We start from the raw sequence: 20,403 nt of genomic DNA, 5'->3' as shown, positions 1-20,403 counted from the left end.
CTATATAACACTGAAGATCTATCTAATTATATAAAGGTAGGTTCAAAGTTAGGTTCCAAACCCTAGGATGTTTTTTGGAAAAACATTGATAATTTTGATATTCATATCCTATTTTAAACATCAAAAAACTTCAAAAACACAGTTTCAATTCATTTCTGTTTAGTAATTTAATTACCCCGTTTATTGCATTTAGCCTCATTTAATAAGGTTATCCGTGTGAGTCATTCTTCTGGCGTGATCTTTTTGGATATGAATTTCTCCTCAACCCGCTTTTATTCTTTGCTGTAACTTTTCATTCTTTCGTTTCAAAAGCCAAGAATATGAAGTAACATATTATCATAATGTTCGTGATGCGTTAAATCACTCATAACTAGGTATCATTTCGCGCCCAGACATGCTAAATAAAACTACTTTTAGCTTTGGCAAGACCATTATACATCCCCAATAAATATTTTAATATAAAAAATTCAAAAATAATTAAAAAAAATCCGTTTTCTCAAAACGAGAAAATATTTTATTTCCTTTTTCTAAGGTTTTACTTTTAGTTAAGCCAAAAAAATTCAAACTTTCAAAACTATCTGACTCAGATTTAATTTGCTTTAAAATATCTTCAGCAGTTTCAGGTAAAAAAGGTTTTAATAAAATACCTATAAATCGTATTGTTTCTATTAAATTATATAAACAAACATCCAATTCTTCTAATTTATTTTCCTTAATTAAATTCCAAGGTTGATTTAAATCAATATACTTATTACATAATCTAGCTAATTGCATAATTTTTTCTAAAGAATCACCAACTTTAAATTTTTTCATTAAATCACGAATAATAGGTAAAGTTTCTAAAGATTTTTGAGATAAATTAATTTCGCTTTCTTTTTTAAAATTTAAATTAGAAATTTTATTTAATTTTCCACCACGATATTTACAAATAAGCCCTATAGTTCTGCTTAATAAATTACCTAATGTATTTGCTAAATCAGCATTATAAACCTGGAAGAAAATATCATAAGTTATTATTCCATCATCATTATAAGGAATTTCGTGTAAAACAAAATATCTAATAGCATCTACTGAAACAAATTTCAATAAATCTTTTTCATAAATAACATTATTAATAGATTTAGACATTTTTTTATTATTAAACAAAATCCAAGGATGAATTAAAAAATGTTTAGGTAAAGGTAAACCTAAAGCAATCAAAAAAATAGGCCAAATAACAAGATGAAATCTACTAATATCTTTACCTATAACATGAAGTTCACAAGGCCAATATTTTGAAAATTTTTCACATTGTTCTTCTAAAGACTTAGAAGGATCATACCCTAAACCGGTAATATAATTCATCAAAGCATCTACCCAAACATAAACTATATGTTTAGGATCAAAATCTAATTCGACTCCCCATTTAAAAGAAGTACGAGTAATTGATAAATCCGGTAAAGGTTCTTTTAACCAATTTAAAATTTCTTTTTTTCTTTGTTCAGGAAAAATTAAATCATCGTTTTTTTCTAAAAACTTTAAAAATTTTTTCTGATAGTTAGATAATTTAAAAAAATAAACCTGTTCTTTAGCCCAAATAGGAGTTTCTCCAGAAGCAGTTTTTCCATCTATTAAATCTTTTTCAGAAATATAACTTTCTTCGAAAACAGAGTACCATCCTTCATAAGTTCCCAAGTAAACATCTTTTTGTTCAAAAAATTTTTTTACAATTTTTTGAACAATATTTTTATGAACAGAATCTGTAGTTCTTACAAAATAATCATAATTAATATTCATTTTCTTGTAAATTTTTTCAATTTCCAAAGAAAAAAAATCAACATATTCTTTAGGTGTGCAATTTTGTTGAATAGCTTTCTGTTGGATTTTTTGCCCATGTTCATCAGTTCCTGTTTGAAAATAAACATCATAACCATCCATTCTTTTAAAACGGGCTATTGCATCTGATAAAATAATTTCATATAAATTACCAATATGAGGCATAGAAGAAGAATAAACAATAGAAGTAGAAATATAAAAATTTTTTTTATTTTTATCCAAAATACAATTTTAACCTCTTTTTATTTTATAAATTTATTTTAAATTAATTATTTATTTAAAATTTTATATTTTTTATAAATTTCTTTTTTAGAAATTTTTCTGTATTTAGCAACTTTAGAAAAAGATTCTTTTTCGGAGAAACCCTGTTGTAAATAAAAATCAATATGCTCATCTAAAGTTAATCCTAACTCAGAATAAGATGATTTATTTTTCTCAATAACCAAAACATATTCACCTTTTAAAATAAAATCTTGTTTTAAAATTTCATCAATATCACCGTTTATAATAGTTTCAAATTTTTTAGTTAATTCTCTAGAAATTGAAATATTTCTTTTATTATAACATTTTTTTATCAAAAACAAAGTATCTAATAATCTTTTAGAAGTTTCATAAATAATAATACTACCATTAAAAAAACGATATTTTTGTAAAAAAACATGCTTTTGTTGTTTTTTTTTAGGCAAAAATCCTAAAAAACAAAAAGGCGATTCAAAAGAAGACATAATAAAAGCAGATAAAAAAGCTGAAGCTCCAGGAATAGCAGTAACATGAAAACCAGCTTTTTTAACCTCTTTAACTAAGCATAAACCTGGATCACTTATTAAAGGTGTTCCAGCATCGCTAATTAAAGCTAAATCTTTTCCTTGTTCTAATAAAAATAAAATTTCTTTAATACGTTTTTTTTCATTATATTCATAAAAAGAAATTAAAGGAGTTTTAAAATTATAAAAATTTAATAATTTTCTAGCTATTCTAGTATCTTCAGAAAAAATAACTTCTACTTCTTTCAAAATTTGCAAAGCTCTTAAACTAATATCTGAAATATTTCCTATAGGGGTGGATACTAAATATAAAATAGATTTTTTTTCAGTAAAAGTTTTTTGTATTATAACCATTATATTAATTTTTCAATTTAAAAAAATTAAAATTCCTTCTTAAAAATTTTTTCTATTTTTATCAAAAACATTATAAAACAAACTAAATCATCTAAAATATTATTTTTTTGTTCTAATTCTTTACAAATATACAAAATATTATTAATTTTTTCAATAGATATTTTATTTTTCTCACAAAAATAATTTAAAAAATTTAAAGGAAAAATGATATTTAAATTATTTTTTTTATAATTTAAATCCAAAAAAAACATAGTAATAACAAATAAAAAATCTTCAAAAAAAAATTTACATTCATCTGAAATATTTCTTATAAAAAAAAATAATTTTTTTTTATCCATAAAAAACGGGAAATTATCCAAAAAAAACAAAAAAAATTTTTTAAAATTACAATAATAAGAACTTAATAAAAAATTTGATTCTCTTGTTTTAGAACGATTTAACAAAATAAATAAAGAACGATCCAAATTGTCTTTATCTAATTTATTATTTACAAAATAATCACTTTCTAAATTAACATTTTTATTATTCATTAATTCTAAAGAGAAAACTTGAGCCCTTGAAACAATAGTAGGTATCAAAAGATAACGATCACTAGTTAATAAAAGAAATAAAAAATTTTCATTAACAGGATTTTCTAACAAATAAAGTAAGCTATGAGAAGCCTGATAAGAAATATTTTCAGCTTTAGCAATTAAACAAACTTTTTTTTTTTGAAAAAAAGAAGTATGAAAAAAATATTTTTGCATATTTAAAATATGTTCTTTTTTAATTTCTTCTTCATTTATTCCTAAATGATAAATATTAGGATAACACAATTTTTCAATACATTTTTTTAATTTTTCTGAATGATTTTCGGTTTTAAAAAATTCATATATCAATCCAATAGCGATTTTTTTTTGCTCTATAAAATTTTTTCCTTCTATCAAATAAAAATGAGTTAACTTTTTGTTTTTAATAATAATTTTAAACTTATCTAATAAGTATTTATAATTATTCATAATTTGCTTTTTAATAATTTTTCAATTTTTTTTTGTATTATATTTTGAATATTTAATAAATTTGAATTTACATCTATTTTATAAATTCTTTTTGGATACTTTTTACAAAGATTTAAATATCCTTGTCTTATTTTATTATGAAATTTTAAATCTTTTAAATCAAAATATTCTATTTTATCTTTTCTATTTCTATATAATCTTTCTAATGCTATTTTAGGATCTAAATCTAAATAAAAAGTAATATCGGGTAAATTTATAGAAGCTTTATAATTAATTTTTTTTAACCATTCTTCTTCCGCTCCACCAACAAATCCTTGATAAACAATAGAAGAATCTAAATATCGATCACAAACGACAATTTTTTTATCATTCAAAGCAGGGATAATTACTTTTGTTAAATGTTCATTTCTATCAGCTGCATACAATAAAGATTCTGTAATTATATCTATTTCATTAGAAAAATCAAATAAAATATTTTTAATTTTTGAATTAAAAATTCCATCTCCAGGTTCTTTAGTAAAAATAACTTGATAATTAATAGATAATTTTTTAACTAAAAAATTAGCTAAAGTAGTTTTTCCTGTAGATTCGCCACCTTCAAAAGAAATAAACATTTTTATTATTCTTCTTTCTTTATATTAAAAAAAATATATTAATAAAAAATTTGACTTAAATATAAACCTTTAGCAGGAGCAGCAAAAAAACACTTTTGATTCGTTTTCAAATTTAATTTATCCTTTAATTCAGACAAACTTCTTTTTTGTTGACCAATTTGAATTAAAAATCCAACTAATAATAAAATCATTTTTCTTAAAAAACCTTTTCCATGAAAAAATAAAATATATTTTTCTTGCGTTTCTGCTAAAAAAGAGCGATAAATTTTTTTTACTGTTGATTTTTTTTTATCTTTATTAGTAGTAAATAAAGAAAAATCATGTTCTCCTTCAAAAACACACATAGCTTTAGAAATTTTTTCAAAATCAAGATAATCAAAATAAACTTTTAAAAAATAATCAAAAGGATTCAAAGGTTTTTTAGAAAAAACATATTTATAAATTTTTGATTTAGAATGATAACGAGCATGAAAATTATCATTCACTAAACATATATCAATTATTTTAATAGAATCAGGTAAAATTTTATTTAAATTAAATTTTAATACATTTTCAAAAATAAAAAATGATAATGAAAAATGAACAACTTGTCCTTCAGCATGAACACCTTTATCTGTCCGACTAGCAGCAAAAGTTTTAATTTGTTTTTTTGTTAATTTAAATAAAGAATTTTCTAAAACTGACTGAATAGTAATTAATTTAGTTTGTTTTTGTTTTTGATAACCATAATAACCAGTTCCATTATAACTCAAAATCATTTTATAAGTAAAATTTTGCAATCTCAAAAACCCCTTTGACTATTAATTATTAATATTTTGTTTGATAGTAAATTTAATACAATCAATTCCGAAAAATTATTTTAATTAAAAAAAACTTATAACAAAAAACAAAAAAATAATAATTAATATAAAATAATCTTTTTTTAAAATTTTATAATTAGCTAACTTAGTACGTTCTTGCCCTAAAACAAATCCTCTACTTTCCATAGCATTAGCTAAAACAAAAGATTTTTTAAAAGATAAAATAAAAATAGGAATTAATAGAGAAATTAAATAATAAATTTTTTTAAAAAAATTATTAGTGTAAAAATTCAAACCACGAGATAACTGCGCTTTAAAAATTTTTTGCGTTTCTTCTAATAAGAAAGGAATAGACATAAAAATTAAAGACAACATAATAGAAAAAATTTCTACAGGAAATTTAATTTTTTTTAAAGGTTTTAAGAGTATTTCTAATCCATCATTAATTTCTATAAAAGAAGTAGTTTGATTTATCAAAATATTAACTATCAGTAACAATAAAATACGAATAAAAATTAAAAAAATTTGAAACAAATCCTTTTTTTTTAAAAAAATGCTTTGCAAATATATTTTTTGAAAAAAACCAATGGAAATATAACCATAATGAATTAACAAAGGTAAAATTAAAAAAAAGAAAAAATTCAAAAACCAATAAATTTTTTTATAAATTTTATTTTTTATAAAAAAACAAAATAAACAAAAAAATATAAAAAATATCAAAAATAAATTAAAAAAATTTTTCCATATATAAATTTCAAAATAATCACTACGATTAACATAACCAGGTATTTGAAATGATGAATGAATAATTAAACTAAAAAGAAAAAGAAATTTAAAATTAAAGATTTGATAAAATAATTTTTTTAAAGAAAAATTAATAGACATTAATAACCAAAATAAAACACAAATAAAAAAAATAAAAAGAAAAATATGCATATATAAATAAATACTATTTTGAGAAAAGTCAATTTTTAAACTAAAAATAATTTTAAACATCAAAATAGTTAAAATAATTTTTATAGCAGGATTTATACGATATAAAAAAAATTTATTTTCTTCAACATAATAATTTTTTTTATTATTATAAATATTTTTCATCCAACTATTTTTTCCCTCTAAAAAATTTTTTTAAATATTGATAAATTTCTTTTAAAGAATATTTAGGATAAAAAGGAATATCTATTTTTTCTTCTAAAAATTTTAAAATTTTAAAAGTTTCAGGTTGTTCTATATTTTTATGTTTTATTTCTTCATTTAAAAAAAATTCTTTTTTAGAACCAAAAAAAACAATCTCTCCTTTTTCTAAAAAAATAACTTTATCAGCAAATTCAGAAACTAAATCCATATCGTGAGTTATAAAAATAATAGTTTTTTTTTCTTTACGATTTTTTGTCATTAAAATATTAATTATTTCGTTCTTATTTTTAACATCTAATCCTCTAGTAGGCTCATCTAAAATCAAAATAGAAGGCTCCATTGCTAAAATACCAGCAATAGCAACTTTTCTTTGTTGTCCGCCTGATAATTGAAAAGGAGAAGAATTGAATAATTCTTCGTTAATGTTAACTTGCTTTAACACTTCAATAGCTTTTAATTTAGCTTCATAATCACTTTTTCCAAAATTTTTAGGAGCAAACATAACATCTTTTAAAACTGTTGTTTCGAATAATTGATATTCCGGGAACTGAAAAACTAAACCTATTTTTTTTCTTAATGGAATTAAATTTTGAGAAGAAGTTTTAGAATTTATTTTATTTTGAAAAATTTCTATATTTCCTTCAGAAGGAATCAATAAACCATTCATTAATTGAACTAAAGTAGATTTTCCAGAACCTAATTTTCCTAATAAAGCAATAACTTCACCTTTATCTTCTATTTTTAAGTTAATATTTTTTAAAGCACAATTTTGTTTTTTATCTTTTTTATAATAAAAAGTTACATTTTTAAAATATATTGCCATAAAACATCCTTTAACTTATTAAAAAACTTTTTATTTTGATTATCAATTTTTTGATCTTTAAATAATAAAAAATAAAGTTGCAAAGATAAAGGCAAATTAGGAAAAAATTTATTTAAAAAATCAAAATCTTTTAAAAATTTATAAGAATTTTCATATTTTACCAAAATTCCTTCTTGTAAAACCATTATTTTATCACTTTTTAAAGCAAAAGATAAATCATGAGTAATAGTTATTAAAATTTTATTTTTTTGTTTATGAATATTTTGAATAATATTTTGAATTTCTTTTGCTCCTTTTGGATCTAAAAAAGCAGTAGGTTCATCAAAAATAATAATTTCTGGTTCCATAGCAAGTACTGAAGCAATAGAGACTTTTTGTTTTTGTCCTCCAGATAATTCTTGAGGTTTTTTATCTAATAATTCTTCAATACCTAACATTAAAGAATATTTTTGAATTTTTTTTTCGATTTCAGATCTTTTTAATTGTTTATTTTCTAACCCAAAAGCAATATCACTTCTTACATCAAAACCTACAAATTGATAATCAGGGTTTTGAAAAATAATACCAAGAGAAGAACGTAAATCAATTAAATTATCTTCTGTTAAAGAAATATTATTAATTAGAATTTCTCCTTTTTGTAATTGCAATAAACCAGTTAAAATTTTAGCCAATGTAGATTTACCAGAACCATTTTCACCTATAATAGAAATCCATTGACCAGAATTAATTATAAAATTCAAATTATGAAAAATTATTTTATCTTTGTATTTAAAATCTAAATTTTTAACAATTATCACTTATAATTAATTTCTTTCTTTTAAAATTTTAATAAAATTTAAATAAAAAACATAAACAAAAAAATAAAAATTAACTTATTTTTAATTTGCTTATTTTTATTTTTTTAATATTTTATTAAAAAATTATTTTCAAAAATCAAACTAAAAAAAGCCAAGCCATATGCGAAGAATCTCCTCTACGAAAATCACTACTTTTCAAAACTCTTGTATATCCGCTTGTTCTATTTTTATATTTTAAAGAAATATCTGTAAATAATTTTTGTAAAACAGTTTTATTATTATCTATTTTTTTGTCATAAATCCAAAGCAATGCTCTACGTCTTGCATCTAAAGTGTTTTTTTTACTTAAAGTAATTAATTTATCTAATATCTTTGAAGTTTCCTTTGCTTTAGACTCAGTTGTAAAAATTCGTTCATATTTTATAACATTAGATACTAAATTCCTTAATAAAGCTTTTCTTTGAGACGTATTACGTCTCAATTTACTATAAGACATTATAATATTAACTCCTTTTTATTATCAAATATAAAATTATAAAATAAATTTGAAATAATATTCATTATTTATTATCATTCATTTTTAAAAAAAAGATCTAATTTTTCCATCTTTTGTTTTAATTCTTCAAAAGATTTTTTTCCTAAACTGTTTAATTTCATAATATCTTTTTCTCTGTAATTTACTAATTCTTTAACAGTATTAATCCCTGAATTTTTTAAGCTATTAAATAATCTAACAGATACCTCTAATTGATCAATTTTTAAATCTAAAACATGATTATAACTTTCCACTTTAGGTTCATAAATAAAATTATTATTTTGAACTTTTTCGCATAATTCTAATAAAACATTTAAATGATCAATTAAAATTTTAGCAGCAGTAGCTAATGCTTCTTTCGCTGTAATAGATTTATTAGTTTCTATCTTCATAGTTAATTCTTCTTTATTATTTAACTTTTGTTCTACATTAAAAGCAAAACTTGAAATAGGAGTATAAATGGAATCGATAGGAATAACTCCAAAACGATTTTTATTATAAATTTTATTCCCTTCAGAACCTACATAACCCATACCTTTTCTAACAGTTACTTCCATTTTAAAACGAGTATCTTTTCCTGAAATACGAGCAATAACTTGTTCTTTATTGATAACTTTAATCCCATCCACAGGTTTAAAATCAGCTGCAGTAACAACTCTTTCGCCTGTAACATCTATTTCTAATCTTTGTTCAAAATCTTCTTCAGAAGAATCCACAGCTAAAATAACTTTTTTTAAATTTAAAACAATAGACATAACATCTTCGTAAACACCAGGAATTACACTAAATTCATGTTCAATACCTTCAATATAAACATTCACAATCGAAGCTCCAGGTAAAGAAGAAAGTAAAACTCTTCTTAAAGAATTTCCAAGAGTAACACCAAAACCTCTTTCTAAACGTTTAACAATGAATTTTTTATTAAATAAATCATTCCCATCTGCTTCATCAACAGTCATAACAGGTTTTATAAATTTTAATTTTTCCATTTTAATACCCTTCTACTATTGTTTTTCTATCCTCTCGGACGTTTAGGAGGCCTACAACCATTGTGAGGAATAGGAGTATTATCCGTAATAGAGAGAACTTCCAAACCTAATTCTTTTAAAAAACGAATAGAACTTTCTCTACCAGAACCAGGACCTTTTACAAAAACTTCTACCCTTTGAACTCCTTGTTCTTTAGCTGATAAAACAACTTTTTTTACTATTTGTTGAGCAGCAAAAGCAGTAGACTTCCTAGAACCAGAAAAACCTACATGTCCAGCAGAACCACAAACAATAGTATTTCCTTTCATATCAGTGATATTAATAATAGTATTACTAAAATTAGTTTGTATTTTTACTTGAGCTTTTCCTAAAGGAAGAATTTTTTTTATTTTCTTACGTTTATTCTTTTTCTTTTGAGACATAATTAACTTCCTCTTTTATTATTATTTTTAATATTTTTATTTTTATTGTTATTCATATTCAGAGTCGCTTTAATTGTTCTATTTTTTTTAGCTGTTTTAGCATTATTCTTAGTATGTTGTCCGCGAACCGGCAATCCTCTTCTATGATTAATCCCTCTATCACATTTAATTTCTATTAAACGTTTAATATCTGAAAAAACTTTACTTCTCAATTCACCTTCGACAATTATTTTAGAAGAAACAATTTCATTTCTAATATTAGATAAATGTTCTTCAGTCAATTGGTTTACACGAATATTTTCATCAATATTCAATTTTTTTAAAATTTTTTTTGATTGGTTTTTTCCAATACCTAAAATATAAGTAAGAGCTATTACTATTCTTTTATTAAGAGGTAAATCTACTCCTTCTACTCTTGCCATGTTTGTTTTTCTCCTTTCATGTTTTTCATATTATCCTTGTCTTTGGTTATTACGACGTTTTTTTTTGTTAATAATATATACTCTTTTTTTACGTCTAACAATAATATCATCATCACTACGTTTCTTAACAGAAGCTCTAACTTTCATTTTCAAATTCTCCTTAATAATTTTTAACAAAAATTAAAAAATTATCATTTTTTGTTAATATAACGAAAAATAATACGTCCTTTTTGATCTACTTTAACTAAATCTCCTAATAAAATACGAATATTATTAGTTCTCATTTTTCCAGAAATATAAGCAATAATTATTTTTCCATTGGATAATTTTAATTGAAACTTAGTATTTGGTAAAATTTTAATAACTAAAGCATCATCACTTTCAATATCGTTTTTTTTTTCATTCATATATTCACAATAATATCTTTCTACAATAATTTTTTATAATAATTAATTTATATTTATAATGTTAAAATTTCATATCCTTCTTCAGTAACTAAAATTGTATGTTCAAAATGAGCACTCAAACTATAATCAGAAGTAAAAGCTGTCCATCCATCTTCTTTTATTTTAACGTTTTTCCCTCCTAAAGTAAACATAGGTTCAATACAAAAAATCATACCTGGTTTCAACAAATAGTCTTTTTGAGTATAATTAAAATTAAAAATATAAGGTTCTTCGTGAAGTTGAGCTCCTATTCCATGTCCAGAAAACACTTCTATTATTCCGTAATTATATTTTAAACCAATTTTCTCAATAGCAATAGAAATATCTGAAACATAATTACCTTTTTTAACTTGTTTTATTCCTTCGAATAAAGCTTTTTCAGTATTATCTAAAAAATTCTGAACTTTTTTAGGTACCTTACCTAAAGAACAAGTATAAGCGGAATCAACATAATAATTTTTATGTTTAATACCGATATCAATAGTAACTATGTCACCTAATTTTAAAATTACATCTTTAGAAGGCAAACCATGAACAACCACTTCATTAACAGATATACAAGTATAACCGCCAAATCCTTTATAACCTTTAAAAGCAGAAACAACTCCATTTTCTGCCATTAAATCTCGAGCAATAATATCTAGTTCAAAAGTTGAAATTCCAGCTTTTACAAAATTGAATAACTTTTTTCTAATAACAGATAAAATCTTTCCTGCTTCTCTCATTATAACAATTTCATTTGAAGTTTTAATAAATAACATTATAAATATAACCAAACCTCTCCGAAAATAAATAAAATAAAAAAATTAATTAGTATTTTTTTATTTTATTATTAAAACAATTTATCATACATCTGTTGAATATTCGTTTTAGAAGTTATTTTTTGTATAAAATCAAAAACAACACCTACAATAATCAAAAGGCTAGTACCACCGAATTTAAAATTTTTTGGAATTGAGAAAAAATATCCAATTAAATCTGGCGAAGCAGCTAATAAAGTCAGTAAAATAGTTCCTACAATTGTAACTCTAAATAATTCATAAGTAATCTTATAAACAGTTTCTGTTCCTGGTTTAACACTTTCTAAAAAAGCATCTTGTTTTGATAAACTTTCAGAAATTTCATTAGGTTGAATAATCATAAAAACTGAAAAAAAAGAAAATAAAATAATTAATAAAAGATAAACAAAAAATCCTATCCCTAAATAATGTCTAGATTCGACAAAAATTTTTGCAAATTTATTGAAAGAACTTTCTTTACTAAAGAAAACACTAAAAATAGGAATAACATTTAATAAAGTATTAGCTAAAATAATAGGCAAAACTCCAACTACATTAACCTTAATAGGGATATTTCTTTCTAATTTACTATCATTATTAACCTTAGTAGTATATTGAATAGGAATTTTTAAATAAGAAGAAGACAAAATAACAGTTAAAATTAACAAAAGAAAGAATAAAAATAATATAATTATTCTCTCAGTAATACCCATATTACCGTCGCCTTTTATTAAAAATTTAAAAAGATTAAAAACTTCTTTACTTATACTTAAAACCAATAAAAGAGAAACTCCATTACCAATTCCTTTAGAAGTTATTAAATCTGATAACCAAATACAAATAAATGCACCAACAATTAAAAAAAATAACGTTTGTATTATCAAAAACAAATCATCATTTGGATAAAAAACTTTGGAATTTAAAATTAAAGCTAAACTTTGAGCTATAGCGAAAAAAAAAGTTAAAACTCTAGTAAATATACTCATTTTATATTTACCTTTTTCTCCTTGTTCTGACCATTCTTTCAAAGGTAAAAAGAACTTTTGCATAATCTGAACAAAAATAGACGAAGTAATATAAGGCATAACTCCTAAAGATAAAATACATAAAGTATTAAAATGTTCTCCTAAAAAACCAAATAAAAAAGGTAATTTTTGGTGTGAAATAATTAACTCATACTTACTTTCCGGAAGAAAAGGAATATAAAGATTAGCACCTACAACATAAATAAAAATAATAAATAAAGTAAAAAAAATTTTTTTAATTATATCTTTTTTATTTGAAAAAAAATTAATTATTTTTTTCATATTTTACTCCAAATTTAATTTAATATTTCTACAATTCCGCCATTTTTTTCAATAATTTCTTTTGATTTTTTAGAAAACTTAGATGCTTGAACAGTCAATTTTTTAGTAAAATTACCTTTAGATAAAATTTTAATTAATAATGTATTTTTTTTAATAATCTTATTTTTAATTAAAATTTCTCTATTGACTAAAGTTCCATCCTCAAAAATCTCTAAATCTTGTAAATTAACTAGTGAATATTCTTTTTTGTTGATATTATGAAAACCTCTTTTCGGAATTCTTTGAAAAAAAGGAGTTTGTCCGCCTTCAAATCCTATTCTAACATTTCCTCCTGAACGAGATAATTGTCCTTTAGAACCTCTTCCTGAAGTTTTACCATTACCACTACCAGGACCTCTTCCTAAACGCTTAATTGTTTTCCTTGAACCTTTAACAGGTTTTAATGAATTTAACATTTTTAATTTTCCTTTTCAATAATTTCTTTAATAGAAACTAAATGATTAATTTTTTTAATAATTCCTTGAATAATGGCAATATCTTTTTTTATAACTTTTTGATTAATCTTTCTTAACCCTAAAGCATAAGCATTTTTTATTTGGTTGGGTGTTCTTCCAATTAAACTTTTATTTAATGTGATTTCTATTTTTTTCATTTTTATAATCCTTGAATTTTTCAATTAAAGAAATTCCTCTAATTTGTTCGATTTGTTTAATACTTCTTATTTTTTTTAAACCGTTTTCAACTGCTTTTAAAACATTTATGGAATTTCTAGAACCAAAAGATTTTGCTAAAATATCATTTATACCAGCTAATTCAAAAATCGTTCTTGCAGCTTTTCCTCCAGCGATAATGCCTTTTCCTGCTGAAGCAGGTTTTAAAATAATTTTAGTAGAGCCAAAAACACCTATAATTTCATGAAAAATAGTAGAACCTTGAGCCAATTGAACATCAATTAATTGTTTTTTAGCTTTTTCTAAAGCCTTTTTAATAGCTTCTAAAATTTCTTGAGCTTTACCAGTAGCAAATCCTACTTTTCCTTTTTTATTACCTACAACAACTAAAGCAGAAAATCGAAAACGACGACCACCTTTAACAACCTTAGTAATTCTTTTTATTTGAATTACTTTTTCTTCAAAAATATTTTTTTTGAATTGATTAGCTTCTTGTTTAGTTTTATTATAATTTTCTTTCATCAAAATCTTAACCCTTCTTTTCTAGCGTTTTCAGTTAAAGTTTTAATTCTTCCGTGATACAAAAAACCCCCACGATCAAAAACAACACAATTAATTCCTTTTTTTAAAGCTTTTTGAGCAATAATTTTTCCAATCTGCGCAGCAACATCTTTGTTAACCGTTTGAGCTTCAATTTCTTTACTATGAACACTACATAAAGTAATTTGTTTTTGATCATCTATAATTTGAACAAAAAAATGTTTGTTAGAATAAAAAACATTTAAACGTGGTCTTTCTGAAGTTCCCGTTATTTTTTTTCTTAAACGTAAATGTCTTTTTTTACGTAAACTTAGAGATGAATATTTATTTTTCATATACTTTTTACAGAAATAACTAATCCTTTCTTAGGAAATTTTTATTTTTTAGCGCTTTTACCAGATTTACGATTAATATACTGACCAACATATCTAATCCCTTTACCTTTATAAGGTTCTGGTTTACGTAATTGAACGATTTTAGCAGCAAATTCTCCTACAAATTGCTTATCTATGCCTTTAACGACAATTTCTTTATTTTTTAAAATTTCTATATCTAAATTATTAGGAATATCTAAAAAAACATTATGAGAAAAACCTAAATTAAAAATTAATTTAGAACCTTCTTTTTTAACATCATATCCTAATCCGACAATTTCAAGTTTTTTAACAAAATTATCTTTTAAACCTTTAATCATATTAAATAATAAAGCTCTTGTAGTTCCGTGAATTTTTTTCATAAAAACTTCATCATTAGGTCTAGAAATATAAATAAAATCACCTTCTTTTTTGATTTTTAAAAAAGAATTAAATTGATATTCTAACTTTCCTTTAGATGAATTAACAATAACTAAATTGTTTTCTTTAACTTCAACTTTTATTCCTTCAGGAACAAAAATTGCTTTTTTTCCTATTCTAGACATTTAATTCTCCTTAATAATTAGGAAAAAATTAGGAAAAATATAATTACCAAATATAAGCTAAAACTTCTCCACCAACTTTATTGATTCTAGCTTCATGATCCGTTAAAATGCCTTTTGAAGTAGAAATTAAAGCTATTCCTAAACCATTAGCTACTTTGGGGATTTTCTTTAAAGAAACATATTTAGAAACTCTTTTTAATCCTATAATACTTCTTTCCTTAGTAATATTATTATATTTTAAATAAACAATAATAACTTTTTTATTTTTACCTTTTTCATTAGAATCTAATACTTTAAATTCTTTAATAAAACCTTCTTTTTTCAAAACTTCTAATATATTTAATTTTATTTTAGACAGTGGAACAAAAACTTTTTCATGAAACATAATATTAGCATTACGAATTATCGTAAGCAAATCAGCAATAGGATTCTTAGACATAATATTTTCTCTCCTTTACCAGCTAACCTTTTTAACTCCAGGTATTTTTCCTTTATTAGCTAAATTGCGAAAATTTATACGAGATAAACCAAATTTTCTAATATAACCTCTAGATCTTCCGTCAATCTTATCTATATTTTTTAATCTAACAGAAGAAGAATTAACAGGAAGACGTGCTAATCCTTTATAATCTTTTTGTTGTTTCAACATCAAACGTTTTTCTCTATATTTTAAAAACAGATCTAGTTGTTTTAAATTTTTAACAATTTTAGATTTTTTCGCCATAAAAACCTCCTTTTTTTATTTTTTTTTAAATAAATATTTTTTTATTTATGAAAAGGCATGCCATAAAATTCCAATAACTTTTTAGCATCTGAATCATTATTAGAAGTAGTAACAATTGTAATATCCATACCGGAAATTTTTTTAATTTTATCCAAATCAATTTCAAGAAAAACATTCTGTTCTTTAATTCCTAAAGAATAATTTCCATTACCATCAAAAGATTTAGGAGAAACTCCTCTAAAATCTCTTATTCTAGGAAAAACAATATTAATCAACTTATAAAAAAAAGCCTCTTTTTTTTTGCCTCTTAAAGTTACTTTTAATCCAATAATCATACCTTCTCTTAATTTAAAATTAGAAATAGATTTTTTCGCCTTAATCAATAAAGGTCTTTGTCCGCTTAATAAAGTTAATTGTTCAAATAATTCATCTAAAACCTTATCATTGGATACTACTTCTCCAACTCCCATATTGATAACTATTTTTTCAATTTTAGGAACTTGCATTATTGATTTAAAATTAAAAATTTCTTTTAAAGTCAAAAATAAATTTTTGTCGGAATAATTGTTATAATTTTTCATTATTTTTAAAACCTTCTTTAACTGATTATATCTACAAGAGCGCCTGTTTTTTTATAATAACGGACTTTTTTTCCTGATTCAATTCGAAAACCGATTCTAGTAGGCATTTTGCTTTTTGGATCAAATAAAGCAACATTAGAAATATGAATAGGCGACTCTTCTTTAATAATATTTCCTTTTTCATCATCTTTTGAAGGAGTTTTGTGTTTGGTAACAATATTAATTCCTTCTACTAAAACCTTTTGTTCTTTAAAAAAAATTTTTACTACTTTTCCAGTTTTAAAAATTTTTTGACCTTGTTCATTAAAATAAAAACGATCTTTGCCTGAAATAATAGAAACTATATCTCCTACTTTAATATACATAATACTAATAACCTCATTATATGATAAATACTTTTTCCGCTAAAGAAATAAATTTAGAAAAATTACTATTTCTTAATTTATTATTTTTAACTACAGGACCAAAAATTCTACTTCCTTTAAGGGTCATATCATCTTTAATAATAACAACTGAATTATCATCAAATTTAATATAAGAACCATCTTTACCTTTTAATCCTTTTTTAGTTCTCAAAATTAAAGCTTTTGTAACGTCTCCTGATTTTACTGTACCGGAAGCAATAGCTTTTTTAACAGTAACAATCACAACATCACCAATATTAGCGTAACGTCTATGACTAGAACCAGGAATATCAATAACTAAAACTTCTTTTGCGCCACTATTATCTGCTACTAATAAACGACTATTTCTTGTAATCATATACTATTCTCCTTATCAGCCATCAAAAGAACATTTAATAAACAAAATTTTTTTGTTTTGGACAAAGGTCTAGTTTCCATAAATTCAACAAAATCACCTATTTTAGCAATTTCTTTTTCATCGTGAACATAAAATTTACTAGTTTTTTTTATTCTTTTTCCATATAAAATATGCTTTTTATAATAATCTACTTTAACAGTAATTGTTTTTTGCATTTTATCAGAAACAACAATGCCTGATAAAATTTTTCTCGCATTACGAATCAAAACTAACCTCCTTTTGGATTCAAAATTAAAATATTTTTATTCTTTTATTGTTTGTTTTTGCTTAATAATAGTTTTAATACGAGCAATATTTTTTCTTATTTTACGAATAAGAGAAGTGTCTTTTGCTTGAGATAAATCTATTTTTAGTTTAACATGAAATAATTCTTTTTTCAGAAAAAGAATTTTTTTTTCTAGTTCTGGTATATTCATATTTTGAATTTCTTTTATATTCATTATTCTTGACCTCTTTTAACTATTTTAGTTTTAATAGGCAATTTATGAGATGCTAATTTTAAAGCAGTTATTTCATTTTTTTCTATATTATTAATATCGCTAACTTCAAATAACAATTTTCCTTTTTTAACAACTGCCACCCAAAATTCAGGAGAACCTTTACCAGAACCCATTCTAACTTCTAAAGGTTTTTTAGTTAAAGATAAATGAGGAAATATATTAATCCAAACTTTACCTTCTCTTTTTAATTGACGAGTCATAGCGATACGAGAAGATTCTATTTGTTGACTTGTAATCCATGCACCTTCTTTAGCATATAAACCAAAATTACCATTTAAAATTTTATTTTTACCCTTCGCTTTTCCTTCATAACTTAAACGATGAAAACGACGATATTTAGTTTTTTTAGGCATTAACATAATATTTTGTCACCTTTGTCACCTTTTTTTTAGAGAAATATTTTTTTAATTTTTATTTTCTAAATCTGTTTTTTTATTATCATTTATTTTTAAAATAGAAGTTTTTTTATTTCCATTATTAATTAAAACTTGAACTCCTAAAACTCCAAAAGTAGTATGAGCTTCTGAAAATCCATAATCAATATCACATTTCAAAGTGTTTAAAGGAACAAGTCCCAAAGAAATAGATTCTCTTCTAGCGATTTCTGCTCCTACTAAACGACCAGAAATAATAATTTTAACCCCTTTAGCTCCGCTTTTTAAAACTTTTTTAGAAAATATTTTTTGAACAGATCTAAAAAAAGCTCTTTTTTCTAATTGTAAAGCAATATTTTGAGCTACTAAAATAGCAATTTTGTCAGAAGACTTAACTTCAAAAAAATTAACATTAAATTTTTTCTTAATCAATTGTTCTAATTTTTTTATTAAACTATTTTTTTCTTTCTTTTCAGCACTCTGAACAATACCTATTTTTGATGTATATAAATCTATTTCAATATTATCTATATTAGATTTTTTCAAACGTTTAATAACAATGTTAGAAATAATACCTTTTGAATAAAAATTATTTATTAATTTTCTTATTCTAAAATCTTCAATAACAAAAAAGGGTACTTGTTTATATTCAGCATACCACTGGGATTCCCAATTTTTATTAATTCCAAGTCTTAATCCAATAGGATTACTCTTTTGACCCATTTATTATATCTCCTTTAGTTTCTAAATTTTTCGAAGCAACAACTATAGTTATACAGCTAGTTCTTTTTTTGATTTTATCTGATTTACCTTTAGCTCTAGGCATTAAGCGAGTTAATCGAATACCCTCGTTAACAAAAATTTCTTTAATATATAAATTTTCAAATTTCATACTAAAATTATTAATAGCATTAGATACAGCGCTTTTCAAAAGTTTTAAAACAACAAAAGAAGATGCTTTAGGAGTAAACATTAAAATAGCTTGAGCTTCTTTAATTGCCTTTCCTCGAATCAAATCAACAACTAAACGAGCTTTTCTAGGAGCAATAGATATTTGTTTTGCAACAGCTTGAACATTCATTTTGTTATACCTTCTTTAAATTCTTAAATTTATTTTTTGGAACTTTTCTTATTTTCTGGTTTCTTATCTTTCTTAGAATGACCGCGAAAAGTACGAGTAGGAGAAAACTCGCCCAATTTATGACCCACCATATCTTCTGTAATGGAAGAAATAATATATTCTTTACCATTATAAATAGAAAATTTGTGTCCAACAAACTCAGGCATAATAACACTTCTACGAGAACGTGTTTGAATAATTTTTTTTGTTTTATTTGTTTTTTGTTTAAATATTTTTTTTAATATATGTTCGTCACAAAAAGGACCTTTTTTAATAGAACGAGCCATTTTTCATATATACCTCTTCTTACTTAATTGTTTATTTTTTTCGTCTTTTTAAAATTAAATTATCAGAAGATTTATTTTTTTTACGAGTTTTAAGGCCACGAGCTTTTTTACCCCAAGGCGTCATAGGAGATTTTCTTCCAATAGGAGCACGTCCTTCTCCTCCACCATGAGGGTGATCATTAGGATTCATAGCAGTTCCTCTAACTGTTGGTCTTATAGATAAATAACGTGTTCTTCCGGCTTTTCCGTTTCTAATTAATTTATGAGATTCATTACCAATAATACCTATTGTAGCTCTACAATTAGATAAAACTTTTCTAATTTCTCCAGACGGTAAACTTAAAACAACGTACTTATCTTCTTTTTTAACAATTTGAACTGAAGTTCCTGCGCTACGAGCTAATTGTCCACCTTTATTAGGCTTCATTTCAATATTATGAACAAAAGTGCCAATAGGAATATTTTGTAAAGGCAAAGAATTACCCACTTTTATATCAGAGTTAATACCAGAAATAATAGTACTTCCGACAATTAAATTTTTAGGACATAAAATATATCTTTTTTCACCATCTTTATAATGAATCAAAGAAATATTACAATTACGATTAGGATCATATTCTATAGTAATAACTTTACCAAGTATATCATCTTTATCACGTTTAAAATCTATTAAACGATACATCTTTTTATGACCACCGCCACGATGTCTTAAAGTAATTTTTCCTTGATTATTTCTACCACCTGTTTTCTTTTTTGATAAAAGTAATTTTTTTTCCGGAGTAGAAGTGGTAATTTCTTTAAAACTACGTAATCTCATATTACGATGCCCATTAGATGTAGGTTTATATTTTTTAATAGACATA

Annotated in this window: 33 protein-coding genes; all 33 read right to left on the bottom strand. The window is 23.3% G+C overall.

Annotation, left to right across the window (positions count from 1 at the left end):
• Positions 1-477: 477 nt before the first annotated feature.
• On the bottom strand, positions 478-2,037 hold the full coding sequence (gene metG, locus ACHMP6_RS00900) for a methionine--tRNA ligase (RefSeq protein WP_412097651.1): 1,560 nt from the start codon (positions 2,035-2,037) through the stop codon (positions 478-480).
• Between the two features lie 47 nt (positions 2,038-2,084).
• Entirely contained in the window at positions 2,085-2,933 is an 849-nt protein-coding gene (gene rsmI, locus ACHMP6_RS00895; RefSeq protein ID WP_412097650.1) for a 16S rRNA (cytidine(1402)-2'-O)-methyltransferase, read from the bottom strand.
• A 26-nt stretch (positions 2,934-2,959) separates the two neighbouring features.
• Positions 2,960-3,931, bottom strand: coding sequence for a hypothetical protein (locus ACHMP6_RS00890; protein WP_412097649.1), 972 nt, complete (start codon positions 3,929-3,931; stop codon positions 2,960-2,962).
• Positions 3,928-4,545 (bottom strand): dTMP kinase, encoded by a 618-nt coding sequence (gene tmk, locus ACHMP6_RS00885; protein WP_412097648.1) that lies wholly within the window; start codon positions 4,543-4,545, stop codon positions 3,928-3,930. The genes ACHMP6_RS00890 and tmk overlap by 4 nt, the downstream gene beginning before the upstream one ends.
• Before the next feature lie 38 nt (positions 4,546-4,583).
• Positions 4,584-5,324: a tRNA pseudouridine(38-40) synthase TruA gene (truA, locus tag ACHMP6_RS00880; protein WP_412097647.1), complete on the bottom strand. Its 741-nt coding sequence runs from the start codon at positions 5,322-5,324 to the stop codon at positions 4,584-4,586.
• 84 nt (positions 5,325-5,408) lie between these two features.
• Complete coding sequence (locus tag ACHMP6_RS00875) at positions 5,409-6,443, bottom strand: energy-coupling factor transporter transmembrane component T family protein (protein ID WP_412097646.1); 1,035 nt, start codon at positions 6,441-6,443, stop codon at positions 5,409-5,411.
• A 4-nt stretch (positions 6,444-6,447) separates the two neighbouring features.
• Entirely contained in the window at positions 6,448-7,305 is an 858-nt protein-coding gene (locus tag ACHMP6_RS00870) for an ATP-binding cassette domain-containing protein (protein WP_412097645.1), read from the bottom strand.
• Positions 7,281-8,102: an ATP-binding cassette domain-containing protein gene (locus tag ACHMP6_RS00865; RefSeq protein ID WP_412097644.1), complete on the bottom strand. Its 822-nt coding sequence runs from the start codon at positions 8,100-8,102 to the stop codon at positions 7,281-7,283. The genes ACHMP6_RS00870 and ACHMP6_RS00865 overlap by 25 nt, the downstream gene beginning before the upstream one ends.
• A 136-nt stretch (positions 8,103-8,238) precedes the next feature.
• Positions 8,239-8,598: a 50S ribosomal protein L17 gene (gene rplQ, locus ACHMP6_RS00860; RefSeq protein ID WP_412097643.1), complete on the bottom strand. Its 360-nt coding sequence runs from the start codon at positions 8,596-8,598 to the stop codon at positions 8,239-8,241.
• Positions 8,599-8,672: 74 nt separating this feature from the next.
• A complete protein-coding gene (locus ACHMP6_RS00855) occupies positions 8,673-9,626 on the bottom strand; it encodes a DNA-directed RNA polymerase subunit alpha (RefSeq protein ID WP_412097642.1) in 954 nt (317 codons plus the stop codon).
• Between the two features lie 26 nt (positions 9,627-9,652).
• Positions 9,653-10,048, bottom strand: coding sequence for a 30S ribosomal protein S11 (gene rpsK, locus ACHMP6_RS00850; protein WP_412097641.1), 396 nt, complete (start codon positions 10,046-10,048; stop codon positions 9,653-9,655).
• Between the two features lie 2 nt (positions 10,049-10,050).
• Complete coding sequence (gene rpsM / locus ACHMP6_RS00845) at positions 10,051-10,470, bottom strand: 30S ribosomal protein S13 (protein WP_412097640.1); 420 nt, start codon at positions 10,468-10,470, stop codon at positions 10,051-10,053.
• A gap of 30 nt (positions 10,471-10,500) precedes the next feature.
• Positions 10,501-10,617, bottom strand: a complete 117-nt coding sequence (gene rpmJ / locus ACHMP6_RS00840) for a 50S ribosomal protein L36 (RefSeq protein ID WP_412097639.1) — start codon at positions 10,615-10,617, stop codon at positions 10,501-10,503.
• Between the two features lie 44 nt (positions 10,618-10,661).
• Positions 10,662-10,877 carry a translation initiation factor IF-1 gene (gene infA, locus ACHMP6_RS00835; protein WP_412097638.1) on the bottom strand — a complete coding sequence of 72 codons (216 nt, stop codon included), beginning with the start codon at positions 10,875-10,877 and terminating at the stop codon, positions 10,662-10,664.
• Positions 10,878-10,930: 53 nt separating this feature from the next.
• Positions 10,931-11,677 carry a type I methionyl aminopeptidase gene (gene map, locus ACHMP6_RS00830; protein ID WP_412097637.1) on the bottom strand — a complete coding sequence of 249 codons (747 nt, stop codon included), beginning with the start codon at positions 11,675-11,677 and terminating at the stop codon, positions 10,931-10,933.
• 71 nt (positions 11,678-11,748) lie between these two features.
• Complete coding sequence (secY, locus tag ACHMP6_RS00825; protein ID WP_412097636.1) at positions 11,749-13,002, bottom strand: preprotein translocase subunit SecY; 1,254 nt, start codon at positions 13,000-13,002, stop codon at positions 11,749-11,751.
• A 14-nt stretch (positions 13,003-13,016) separates the two neighbouring features.
• Complete coding sequence (gene rplO / locus ACHMP6_RS00820) at positions 13,017-13,457, bottom strand: 50S ribosomal protein L15 (RefSeq protein WP_412097635.1); 441 nt, start codon at positions 13,455-13,457, stop codon at positions 13,017-13,019.
• Positions 13,458-13,459: 2 nt separating this feature from the next.
• Complete coding sequence (rpmD, locus tag ACHMP6_RS00815) at positions 13,460-13,654, bottom strand: 50S ribosomal protein L30 (protein WP_412097634.1); 195 nt, start codon at positions 13,652-13,654, stop codon at positions 13,460-13,462.
• Positions 13,626-14,195 carry a 30S ribosomal protein S5 gene (rpsE, locus tag ACHMP6_RS00810; RefSeq protein ID WP_412097633.1) on the bottom strand — a complete coding sequence of 190 codons (570 nt, stop codon included), beginning with the start codon at positions 14,193-14,195 and terminating at the stop codon, positions 13,626-13,628. The genes rpmD and rpsE overlap by 29 nt, the downstream gene beginning before the upstream one ends.
• Entirely contained in the window at positions 14,195-14,548 is a 354-nt protein-coding gene (rplR, locus tag ACHMP6_RS00805; protein ID WP_412097632.1) for a 50S ribosomal protein L18, read from the bottom strand. The genes rpsE and rplR overlap by 1 nt, the downstream gene beginning before the upstream one ends.
• A 41-nt stretch (positions 14,549-14,589) precedes the next feature.
• Positions 14,590-15,132, bottom strand: a complete 543-nt coding sequence (gene rplF, locus ACHMP6_RS00800) for a 50S ribosomal protein L6 (RefSeq protein WP_412097631.1) — start codon at positions 15,130-15,132, stop codon at positions 14,590-14,592.
• Between the two features lie 43 nt (positions 15,133-15,175).
• A complete protein-coding gene (gene rpsH / locus ACHMP6_RS00795) occupies positions 15,176-15,574 on the bottom strand; it encodes a 30S ribosomal protein S8 (protein WP_412097654.1) in 399 nt (132 codons plus the stop codon).
• Between the two features lie 12 nt (positions 15,575-15,586).
• Positions 15,587-15,856: a 30S ribosomal protein S14 gene (gene rpsN / locus ACHMP6_RS00790; RefSeq protein ID WP_412097630.1), complete on the bottom strand. Its 270-nt coding sequence runs from the start codon at positions 15,854-15,856 to the stop codon at positions 15,587-15,589.
• A 41-nt stretch (positions 15,857-15,897) separates the two neighbouring features.
• On the bottom strand, positions 15,898-16,437 hold the full coding sequence (rplE, locus tag ACHMP6_RS00785) for a 50S ribosomal protein L5 (RefSeq protein WP_412097629.1): 540 nt from the start codon (positions 16,435-16,437) through the stop codon (positions 15,898-15,900).
• Between the two features lie 17 nt (positions 16,438-16,454).
• Positions 16,455-16,802, bottom strand: a complete 348-nt coding sequence (gene rplX / locus ACHMP6_RS00780; protein ID WP_412097628.1) for a 50S ribosomal protein L24 — start codon at positions 16,800-16,802, stop codon at positions 16,455-16,457.
• A gap of 16 nt (positions 16,803-16,818) precedes the next feature.
• On the bottom strand, positions 16,819-17,199 hold the full coding sequence (gene rplN, locus ACHMP6_RS00775) for a 50S ribosomal protein L14 (protein WP_412097627.1): 381 nt from the start codon (positions 17,197-17,199) through the stop codon (positions 16,819-16,821).
• Positions 17,196-17,462, bottom strand: a complete 267-nt coding sequence (rpsQ, locus tag ACHMP6_RS00770; RefSeq protein WP_412097653.1) for a 30S ribosomal protein S17 — start codon at positions 17,460-17,462, stop codon at positions 17,196-17,198. Before rpsQ ends, rplN begins: the two co-directional genes overlap by 4 nt.
• 39 nt (positions 17,463-17,501) lie before the next feature.
• On the bottom strand, positions 17,502-17,699 hold the full coding sequence (rpmC, locus tag ACHMP6_RS00765) for a 50S ribosomal protein L29 (RefSeq protein WP_412097626.1): 198 nt from the start codon (positions 17,697-17,699) through the stop codon (positions 17,502-17,504).
• Positions 17,699-18,118: a 50S ribosomal protein L16 gene (gene rplP / locus ACHMP6_RS00760; RefSeq protein ID WP_412097625.1), complete on the bottom strand. Its 420-nt coding sequence runs from the start codon at positions 18,116-18,118 to the stop codon at positions 17,699-17,701. The genes rpmC and rplP overlap by 1 nt, the downstream gene beginning before the upstream one ends.
• A 45-nt stretch (positions 18,119-18,163) precedes the next feature.
• Positions 18,164-18,856, bottom strand: a complete 693-nt coding sequence (gene rpsC / locus ACHMP6_RS00755) for a 30S ribosomal protein S3 (RefSeq protein ID WP_412097624.1) — start codon at positions 18,854-18,856, stop codon at positions 18,164-18,166.
• Positions 18,840-19,214: a 50S ribosomal protein L22 gene (rplV, locus tag ACHMP6_RS00750; RefSeq protein ID WP_412097623.1), complete on the bottom strand. Its 375-nt coding sequence runs from the start codon at positions 19,212-19,214 to the stop codon at positions 18,840-18,842. Before rplV ends, rpsC begins: the two co-directional genes overlap by 17 nt.
• 29 nt (positions 19,215-19,243) lie before the next feature.
• Entirely contained in the window at positions 19,244-19,540 is a 297-nt protein-coding gene (gene rpsS / locus ACHMP6_RS00745; protein WP_412097622.1) for a 30S ribosomal protein S19, read from the bottom strand.
• Positions 19,541-19,571: 31 nt separating this feature from the next.
• Complete coding sequence (gene rplB / locus ACHMP6_RS00740) at positions 19,572-20,402, bottom strand: 50S ribosomal protein L2 (protein WP_412097621.1); 831 nt, start codon at positions 20,400-20,402, stop codon at positions 19,572-19,574.
• Position 20,403: the final 1 nt, after the last annotated feature.

Origin of the sequence: Candidatus Phytoplasma palmae, assembly GCF_046896035.1 — a bacterium.
GTDB lineage: Bacteria > Bacillota_I > Bacilli_A > Acholeplasmatales > Acholeplasmataceae > Phytoplasma > Phytoplasma palmae.
Note: the sequence above shows the minus strand (reverse complement) of the source record. Positions and strands in the feature narration are given on the sequence as shown.